General features: G+C 66.1%; 7 protein-coding genes and 1 tRNA gene. 5 read left to right on the top strand and 3 right to left on the bottom strand.

Annotated features, from left to right (window positions below; genetic code table 11):
• A partial coding sequence (locus tag VJ811_RS05465; protein WP_324071257.1) for an ATP-dependent DNA helicase RecG occupies positions 1-1,450 on the bottom strand: 1,450 nt, incomplete at its 3' end.
• A 228-nt stretch (positions 1,451-1,678) separates the two neighbouring features.
• Between VJ811_RS05465 and VJ811_RS05460 the strand changes: the two genes are divergently transcribed.
• Positions 1,679-1,939 carry a succinate dehydrogenase assembly factor 2 gene (locus tag VJ811_RS05460; protein WP_324071256.1) on the top strand — a complete coding sequence of 87 codons (261 nt, stop codon included), beginning with the start codon at positions 1,679-1,681 and terminating at the stop codon, positions 1,937-1,939.
• A 6-nt stretch (positions 1,940-1,945) separates the two neighbouring features.
• Here VJ811_RS05460 and VJ811_RS05455 read toward each other — a convergent pair whose 3' ends face one another.
• On the bottom strand, positions 1,946-2,224 hold the full coding sequence (locus tag VJ811_RS05455; protein WP_324071255.1) for a hypothetical protein: 279 nt from the start codon (positions 2,222-2,224) through the stop codon (positions 1,946-1,948).
• On the opposite strand from VJ811_RS05455, the gene mfd reads away from it, so the two are divergent.
• Positions 2,208-5,696, top strand: a complete 3,489-nt coding sequence (gene mfd, locus VJ811_RS05450) for a transcription-repair coupling factor (protein WP_324071254.1) — start codon at positions 2,208-2,210, stop codon at positions 5,694-5,696. The two genes, VJ811_RS05455 and mfd, sit on opposite strands and share 17 nt — an antisense overlap.
• A 98-nt stretch (positions 5,697-5,794) precedes the next feature.
• On the opposite strand, the gene VJ811_RS05445 is transcribed toward mfd, so the two are convergent.
• On the bottom strand, positions 5,795-7,000 hold the full coding sequence (locus VJ811_RS05445) for a GGDEF domain-containing phosphodiesterase (protein ID WP_324071253.1): 1,206 nt from the start codon (positions 6,998-7,000) through the stop codon (positions 5,795-5,797).
• Positions 7,001-7,059: 59 nt separating this feature from the next.
• Here VJ811_RS05445 and moaA point away from each other — a divergent pair, with 59 nt between their 5' ends.
• The 3 genes from moaA (at position 7,060) to VJ811_RS05430 (ending at position 9,035) form a co-directional block, all read left to right on the top strand.
• A complete protein-coding gene (moaA, locus tag VJ811_RS05440) occupies positions 7,060-8,076 on the top strand; it encodes a GTP 3',8-cyclase MoaA (RefSeq protein WP_324071252.1) in 1,017 nt (338 codons plus the stop codon).
• Between the two features lie 30 nt (positions 8,077-8,106).
• Entirely contained in the window at positions 8,107-8,877 is a 771-nt protein-coding gene (locus VJ811_RS05435) for an NAD kinase (RefSeq protein ID WP_324071251.1), read from the top strand.
• Positions 8,878-8,960: 83 nt separating this feature from the next.
• Positions 8,961-9,035, top strand: a tRNA-Asn gene (locus VJ811_RS05430).
• Positions 9,036-9,479 lie beyond the last annotated feature (444 nt).

The following is a 9,479-nucleotide window of genomic DNA, read 5'->3' as shown; positions in this document are numbered from 1 at the left end:
CCTCACTCTCGGCGACTAACGGGCACACCCAGTAAGCCTGCGCCCCGCTCGCGAGATGGCGCTCCAACCCGCCGACCACCTCGTCGAGCCGGTCGACCGAGACGACCCGCGTATCGACCGGCGTGCGCCCCGGCGGCATCTCGTCGATCTGCGACACGTCCATCTCGCCATGATTGGCCAATTGCAGCGTGCGCGGGATTGGGGTCGCGGTCATCACCAGCAGGTGCGGCGGGCGCGCCGCCTTTTGCGTCAGCATCAGCCGCTGCGCGACACCGAAACGATGCTGTTCGTCGACGACCACCAGCGCGAGATCCTTGTAGGCCACCGCCTGCTGGAAGATCGCGTGGGTGCCGACGAGGATATCGATGCTGCCGTCGGCAAGCCCCATCAGCGTCGATTCGCGAACCTTGCCCTTGTCGCGCCCGGTGAGGATCGCGAGGTTCACGGGCAAGCCGCCGAGCATCCGCTGCAAGGTCGCAAAATGCTGGCGCGCCAAAATTTCGGTCGGCGCGAGCAGCGCCGCCTGCGTCCCCGCCTCGACCGCCGCCAGCATCGCGCGCAAGGCAACCAGCGTCTTGCCCGATCCCACGTCGCCCTGCAGCATGCGCAGCATCGGCGTGTCCTGCGCCATGTCGCCCGCGATCTCGCGCCCGACACGCTCCTGCGCGCCGGTCAGCCCGAAGGGCAGCTTCAGCGCGCCGGTTAGCCGCCCGTCGCCTACAACCGCCCTGCCCTTGCGCGTCCGCAGCCCTTGCCGGATCAGCATCAGCGCGACCTGGCTTGCGAAAATCTCGTCATAGGCGAGCCGGTCGCGCGCCGCCTCGTCGCGCGGGCTCGCATGCGCGCGCGCCATCGCCTCGCTCCACGCGGGCCAGCCCCGGCTCGCCAGCAGCGGCGCGTCGATCCATTCGGTGAGCTCGGGCCGCCGTTCGAGCGCCACGGCGGCGAGCTGCGACAGCCGCGCGTTTGTGAGCCCTTCGGTCAGCGGATAGACGGGCTCATGCTCGGCGATCCCCACCTCGTCGCCCGGCTCGGCGACATGGTCGGGGTGCACGATCTGGCGCATCTCGCCATATAGGTCGAGCCGCCCCGATACACGGCGCTTCTCTCCCAAGGGAAAGAGCTTCCGCGCCAGCCCCGACGTGCGCCCGAAATAGACAAGCCGGACATGATCGCCCGCATCGTCAAACGCCTCGACCCCGAACGGCGCGCGGGGTGAGCGACCAGCGCGGTAATCCTGCGCGGTCAGCTCGACGATGATCGTCTGCCCCGTCTGCGCCTGATCGAGCCGCTCGACCGGGAATCGCGAGATGAGTCCCGTCGGCAAATGAAACAGCACATCGACGACGCGCTCCAGCCCCAGCCGCGTCAGCGGCTTGGCAAGCTGCGGCCCGACGCCTTTCAGGTCGGTGAGCGCGGCAAAGAGCGGATTGAGTATCTCGGGTCGCATGGCTACTGCGGCTGTCTAGCGCGAGCCTTTCCAACTTGCACCATTCCTCTCCCCTTGCGGGAGAGGAAGCGAGACTTGCTCCGGGCCTGCCCGGGGCTTAGTCGCAGCTGGAGAGGGGTATATGCGCTCGCCATGCGAGCGCGCACCCTCTTCCAACTTCGCCTAGCCGCTCCGCGGCAAGGCTTCGTATCCTTCTCCCGTCGAGGGAGAAGGAATAGAGAGTAATCGATGCAAGACCGCCTCAAACGCCTGAAATTCCGTGCTTGGCACCGCGGCACGCGCGAGGCCGACTATATGATCGGCGGGTTTTTCGACCGCTATTCGGCGGAGTGGGGCGAAGAGGAACTCAGCTGGTACGAAGCCGTCGTCGAGGAAGACGACATCGACATCATGGCGTGGGCGCTCGGCACCGGTCAGCCGCCCGCGCATCTCGACCGGCCGGAGATGATCGCCGCGATGCGCCGCCTGGACTATATCCCGCTACCATGATTAGGGTCAGAATCCATCAAATGCACGTTCGAGGTTTGAGACAATTTTGTCCATTGCTTCGTTGGCAAGCGCAAGGAATATGTCGATATTTCCCAGCTTGCCAACGAAGCAATGGACAAAATTGTTCAAATCCCGAAAGGACGTCAAAATGGCTTCGATCTCGGGCCAAAATCCCCTTGGCAACAGAACCACTGTTCCCGGCGGGTCTTTTGGCCCGATACCTTCGCCATTTTGACGCCTCGAACGTGCATTTGATGGATTCTGACCCTTGACCGCCGCCGACATTTTTGCCGCGATCGGATCGGCATCGGCGCCGCTGACGCTGGCGCGCGCCTCCGACGGCTTCCTGCCACTGCTGCTCGCCGATCTCGCGCGGGCGAGCGACAAGCGCCTTGTCTATGTCGCGACCGACGATAGCGCGATGCAGGCGATCGCCGACGCCGCGCCCTTCTTCGCGCCCGACCTGATCGTCCACCGCTTCCCGGCGTGGGACTGCCTGCCCTATGATCGCGCGGGGCCGTCGATGCGCGTCAGCGCGGACCGGCTCGCGACGCTCTCGGCGTTGCAAATCGCACCGAAGCGCGGCGAACTGATCCTCACCACCGTCGCCGCGATCACCCAGCGCACGCTGACACCGTTCCGCATCCGCCAGCTCGCGACGACGCTCGCGGCGGGGCAGCGGATCGACCGCGATGCGCTCGCCGAGCTGCTCGTCGCGAACGGCTTCAGCCGCGTCGACACCGTCGCCGACCAGGGCGAATTCGCGGTGCGCGGCGGCATCCTCGACCTTTTCCCCGCGGGCGAAGAGACGGGCCTGCGCGTCGACTTCTTCGGCGACGAGATCGAGAGCATCCGCCGCTTCGATCCCGCCGACCAGCGCAGCCTTGGCCCCGCCAAGGCGCTGCAACTGCTCCCCGCCTCCGAAACCCTGCTCGACGAAGCGACGATCAAGCGCTTCCGCTCGGCCTATCGCGACCTGTTCGGCGGGCAGTCGACGGGCGATCCGCTCTATCAGGCGGTCAGCGACGGGCGGCGGCAGGCGGGCATGGATCATTGGCTGCCGCTGTTCGAGGAACGGCTCGCGACGCTGTTCGACCATATCGACCCCGCGACCCCGGTGCTGCGCGGCCACCGCACCGAGGCGACCGCCGAGACGCGCTTCGCCGCGATTTCCGACTATCACGCCAACCGCGTCGCCGCCGAACGCGAATCACCGGGCAGCTATCGCCCGCTCGCGCCCGAGACGCTCTATCTGACCGAGGAGGAATGGGCCGGAGCGGCCAAAGAGCGTCCGGTCCATATCGTCACGCCGTTCGACGTGCCGCCCGCCGCAACGGTCGTCGATCTCGAAACCTTCGCCGCGCGCGATTTCACCCCCGAGCGCACCGCCGACCTCAACGTCTACGACAAGGTTGCCGACCACCTTAGCGACGAGCGCCGCAAGGGCCGCCGCACGATCATCGCCAGCTATTCGGGCGGCGCGCGCGAGCGATTGTCGGGGCTGCTGCGCGATCATGGCGTCACCGCGCTCGCCCCCGCCGACAGCTGGCAGGACGCACTCGGCACCGCTTCTGCGACAAGCGGCGGCGCGACCGCGATGGTCGTCCTGCCGCTCGACCATGGCTTCGCCAGCGACGCGATCAGCCTGCTCACCGAACAGGATATCCTCGGTGAACGTCTCGTCCGGCGGCAGAAACGCCGCAAGAGCGCCGATGCCTTCCTCGCCGAGCTCGCAACGCTCAGCGTCGGCGACCTCGTCGTCCATCTCGACCACGGCATCGGGCGCTATGAGGGGCTGACCCAGATCCCCGTGGGCAACAGCCCGCACGATTGCGTCGCGCTGACCTACGCCGGCGGCGACAAGCTCTACGTCCCCGTCGAGAATCTCGACGTCCTCTCGCGCTACGGCGGCGAGAGCGAAGGTGTCGGTCTCGACAAGCTCGGCGGCGAAGCATGGCAGCGCCGCAAGGCGCGGATGAAGGAGCGGATCCGCGAGATCGCGGGCGAACTGCTCGCAACCGCGGCGCAGCGCGCGCTCCGCTCGGGCGAATTGCTCGCCCAGGACGCCGCCTATCCCGCCTTCGCCGACCGCTTTCCCTATCAGGAAACCGACGATCAGGACCGCGCGATCGGCGATGTGCTCGCCGACATGGCGTCGGGCCGCCCGATGGACCGGCTCGTCTGCGGCGACGTCGGGTTCGGCAAGACCGAAGTGGCCTTGCGCGCCGCGTTCGTCGCCGCGATGGCGGGGGTGCAGGTCGCGGTCGTGGTGCCGACGACGTTGCTCGCGCGCCAGCATTACACCAATTTCTCCGAGCGTTTCAAAGGCTTCCCGGTCAACATCGGCCGCTTGTCTCGCCTCGTTCCGACAGGCGAAGCACAGAAGACGCGCGACGGGCTCGCAAGCGGTCATATCGACATCGTCGTCGGCACCCACGCGGTGATCGCCAAATCGGTCGAGTTCAAGAATCTCGGCCTCGTCATCGTCGACGAGGAACAGCGCTTCGGCGTCGTCCACAAGGAACGGCTGAAGCAGCTCAAGACCGACGTCCACGTCCTGACCCTCACCGCGACGCCCATCCCGCGCACGCTCCAGATGGCTATGTCGGGCCTCCGCGAACTCAGCGTGATCCAGACGCCGCCGGTCGACCGCCTCGCGGTGCGCACCTATGTGGCGCCGTGGGATCCGGTCGTGCTCCGCGAAGCGTTGCTGCGCGAACATGACCGCGGCGGGCAAAGCTTCTTCGTCGTCCCGCGGATCAAGGATCTGCCCGATATCGAGGAATTCCTGCGCAACCGCGTACCCGAAATCAAATATGTCGTCGCGCACGGCCAGATGACCCCCACCGAGGTCGAGGACCGGATGAGCGCCTTCTACGACCGCAAATATGATGTCCTGCTGTCGACGACGATCGTCGAAAGCGGGCTCGACATCCCCAGCGCCAACACGCTGATCATCCACCGCGCCGACCGCTTCGGTCTCGCCCAGCTCTATCAGCTGCGCGGCCGCGTCGGACGGGCGAAGACGCGCGCCTATGCCTATCTCACGACCCCCGAGCATGGCGCGATCACCGACACCGCCGAAAAGCGGCTCAAGCTGCTCGGCGATCTCGACACATTGGGCGCGGGATTCCAGCTTGCGAGCCACGACCTCGACATTCGCGGCGCGGGCAACCTCGTCGGCGACGAGCAGTCGGGGCATATCCGCGAGGTCGGCTTCGAACTCTATCAGTCGATGCTCGAAGAGGCGATCCTCGTCGCCAAAGCCGAGGGCGCCGGAAAACTGCCGCCGCGCGAAGCGCTGTCACCCGTCATCACCGTCGACGCGCCGATCCTGATACCCGAGGATTATGTCCCCGACCTGCCGCTGCGCATGGCGCTCTACCGCCGCCTCAACGATGCGCAGGACCGCCCGGCGCTCGACGCGTTCGCGGCCGAGATGATCGACCGCTTCGGGCCGCTGCCGCCCGAGACTGCGAACCTCGTCCAGCTGATGGAAATCAAGGCGAACGCGAAGCTCGCGGGCATCGCCAAGCTCGATGTCGGCACCAAGGGCGCGCTCGTCAGCTTCCACGGCGACCAGTTCGCCAACGTCCCCGGCCTCATCGCCTATGTCGAACGGCTGAAAGGTCGCGCGCGCATCCGCCCCGACAACAAGCTGTCGATCAGCGGCGACTGGGCCAGCACCGGCGCACGCCTCAACGGCGCGCTGCAATTGTCGAAGGGTTTGGGCAAGCTGGCGCGGCAGGTGGGCTAAGGAAATGCCGTACCCCGGCGAAAGCCGGGGTCCATCTCCCGCCGCTGCGGCAAGAACCACGCCCAGGTGATGGACCCCGGATCAAGTCCGGGGCACAGTTATTTTTGAGCTGTAAGCAATCCCAACAACTGATCCGCCGGCACCGGCCCCGACTTCAAAAACCCCTGCCAGGTCGCGACCCCCAGTTCGGACAATCGCGCAAGCTGACGCTCATTCTCGATCCCCTCGGCGACCACGAGCAGCCCCAGCGCGCGCGCCAGATCGACGATCGCGCGCACGACGATGCGGTCGCGGTCGCTGCCGTCGATCGTGCGGGTAAAGCCGCTGTCGATCTTGAGATAATCGATCGGCAATCGCGCGAGCAGCGACAGGCTGGAATAGCCGGTGCCGAAATCGTCGATCGCGACCGCGACGCCGAGCGCACGGATTTGCGCCAGCTGCTCGGCGGCGCTCGCGGGGTCGCTCAGCATCGCCTGCTCGGTCAGCTCGAGCGTCAGCCGGTCGGGATCAACCTTCGCCGCCTTTGCCATGCCCGCGAACCGGCCGGCAAATTCGGGATCGCCCAGATCGGCGGCGGTGATGTTGAGCGAGACGCGCAGCTTCGCCAGCGCCTTTGACCAGGTCGCCATTTCGGCGAGCGCGACGCGGTGCGCATGTTCGGTGAGCTCGCATTCGAGCCGCGCCGCACGCGCTGCGGTCACGAGCGGCCCCGCGCCGAGCAGGCCAAGCTCGGGATGCTGCCAGCGCAGCAGCGCCTCGACCCCGGTCATCTCGCCGGTCACAACCTCATATTGCGGCTGGTAGTGGATCACGACCTCGTTCTGCGACAGCGCGGCGTGGACCATCACCCCGTCGCGCGCCGACGCCGGCCGCGCCAGTTGATCGCAGGCCGCGCGCAATTGCTCGGCGACCGAATCATCGCGCGTGATCAGCGCCGCGGCGATGCGGATCGACAGGCGCCCGTTCGGATCGCCGACGATCGGTTCGGCCAGCGCGACGTGAAGCGCACGTTCCTGCGCGCGGAGGGCGCCGAGCGACATCGGTGTCGACGGGACGATCAGGAAGCGCGGGCCGTCGAGCCGGTCGACGCACGATCCCTGCCCGAATTCGTCGCTCGCGAAATTCTCGAGCCGCCGCCCGATCTCGTCGAGCACCGAATCGCCCGTCGCCGTCCCCGCGCTGTTGTTGATGCGCGCCATCTGGTCGACCTGGACCAGGATAACGCCGGCGTCGGCATCATAGCGCGCGTGCAGGGCTTCGAGTTTGCGGGCGCAGGCGAAAAGGGTCTCGGACAAGCGATTCATCGCATTCCCCTAGCAGGCTTTGCTTGCCAAGTTCCTGCCTTTTGCACCAATATGGGCGCGTGGCTGCCACATTTTCCCATAGCGCCGCGCCCGCGGCGCCGTTGATCGACGGCATTGGCCGTCGGATCAGCTATTTACGCCTGTCGGTCACCGATCGCTGCGACCTGCGCTGCCGCTATTGCATGGCCGAAGATATGACCTTCCTGCCCAAATCGGCGGTGCTCAGCATAGAGGAAATGGGCGAAATCGCCGAGCGCTTCGTGGCCCGCGGCATAAACCGCATCCGCCTGACCGGCGGCGAACCGCTGGTGCGGCGCGGGATCGACACGCTGGCGATGCGACTGGGGGCGATGATCGGCCACGGCCTCGACGAACTGACGCTCACCACCAACGCGATGCGGCTGGCCGAGCATGCGCCGATGCTGGCGGCGGCGGGCGTGCGCCGCATCAACGTCAGTCTCGATACGCTGGACCCGACCGTCTTTCGTCATATCACCCGCGTCGGCGACCTCGCCATCGCGCTGCGCGGGATCGATGCGGCGCGTGCCGCCGGACTGGCGGTCAAGATCAACATGGTCGCGCTCGCCGGGCTCAACGAGGATCAGCTGCTGCCGATGCTCGATTATTGCGCCGCCACCGGCTGCGACCTGACGCTCATCGAAACGATGCCGCTCGGCGAGGTCGAGGGCGACCGCAGCGATCACTACATCCCGCTCCACCAGTTCATCGCGCCGCTCCGCGAAGCGCGCGCCATCTATCCGGTCGACAAGCGCACCGGCGGCCCGGCGCGCTATTTCGCGGTCGAGGGCAGCCCGGTGGCGCTCGGCCTCATCACCCCGCTCAGCGACAATTTCTGCGCCACCTGCAACCGCATTCGCCTGACTGTCGAAGGCCGCGTCTATATGTGCCTTGGCCAGGACGATCATGTCGACCTGCGCGCCGCGCTGCGCGAGGGCGGCGACGTCGACGGGTTGATTGATGCGGCTTTGGCTGGCAAACCCCGCGCGCATGACTTTCATATCGAACGAAAGTCCAAACCGGCGGTCGCGCGTCATATGAGTGCAACGGGCGGCTGAGGGGCCGCCCGCTAGGGGAACCGGACCAATATGCATCGCAAGATTGCGCTCGTCGCATCGAACGCGCCGGCGGCCATGGAGGCGGAAGCCGAGTTGCGCCCGCTCTATGACTTTGTGGAGCTGGCCGAGGCCGATCTGCTGATCGCGCTCGGCGGCGACGGTTTCCTGCTCCACATGTTGCACCAATTGCTCGATCAGCGCCGCAGCATGCCCGTTTTCGGCATGAACCGCGGCACCATCGGGTTCCTGATGAACGAGTTCCGGATCGAGGGGCTGGTCGACCGGATCGCCGCCGCGCGCCCCTTCCTGATCCATCCTTTGTCGGGCGACATCACGACGATCAGCGGCGAGCGGCACATCCTGCCCGCGATCAACGAGATTTCGCTACTGCGTGAAACGCGCCAGGCGGCAAAGCTGGAAGTGATGATCAACGAAAAGACGATGCTCGAGGAACTGGCGTGCGACGGCGTGCTCGTGTCGACCCCCGCGGGATCGACCGCCTATAATCTCAGCGCCAACGGCCCCATCCTGCCGCTCGAATCCGAAATGCTCGCGCTGACGCCGATCAGCCCCTTCCGCCCCCGCCGCTGGCGCGGTGCGCTGGTCCCCGAATCGACGAGCATCCGCTTCAACGTCCGCGAGGCCGCGAAGCGCCCGGTCAGCGCCGTCGCCGACCAGCGCGAGATTCGCGATGTGAAGACGGTTTTGGTCACCACCGACCGCAGCCGGCCGCTGACGTTGCTGTTCGATCCCGACCAGGGGCTCGACGAACGCATCGCGATGGAACAATTTATCGCCTGAGAGTGGCAAATGGCCACAAAAGCCCCTTGATAAAGTTGTCGGTTGGCGGCAAAGGGGCCGCCTTGCCCGCTTCGGCGGCGTGTTCCTCGGTAGCTCAGCGGTAGAGCAATCGACTGTTAATCGATCGGTCGTAGGTTCGAATCCTACCCGGGGAGCCAATTCTTTTCAGACACACGAAAGTCTACGCCAAAGCACCCTAGCTTTGCGCGGCATTCGCCAGACTTGGCGCCCCTACTCCGGGGCAGCGATGAAAAGAGCCAAAACTCTTATCGCAAAGTAAAATACCGTAGATCGCCTCCACACTGCAACGGGAAAACCGCCTTCGCGTAGGCTGGCGTAGTAATACAAGCCACAGCGTTCCCAGGCGTATTAGTGGGTTCAGCAGCGCAGTCCTGCGCCCTCTTCATTACGCCGGCTTACCCTTGTGAACCAACAAAGCCGATAAGCGACCTTCTGTTTCCGGCCGCTGCACGAACCGCTCCGCGGATTGGCGCTAGCCTCGATGTAAAGCGGCCCAGCGATCGCCGCACCTGATTGAACGCGGGCTGCCGCAGGCAGACCCTTTCGGCTCCTTTACCTGAGGAGTCGAACGATGAACGAGC

The organism is Sphingopyxis sp., assembly GCF_035250425.1.
Taxonomy (GTDB): domain Bacteria; phylum Pseudomonadota; class Alphaproteobacteria; order Sphingomonadales; family Sphingomonadaceae; genus Sphingopyxis.
Note: the sequence above shows the minus strand (reverse complement) of the source record. Positions and strands in the feature narration are given on the sequence as shown.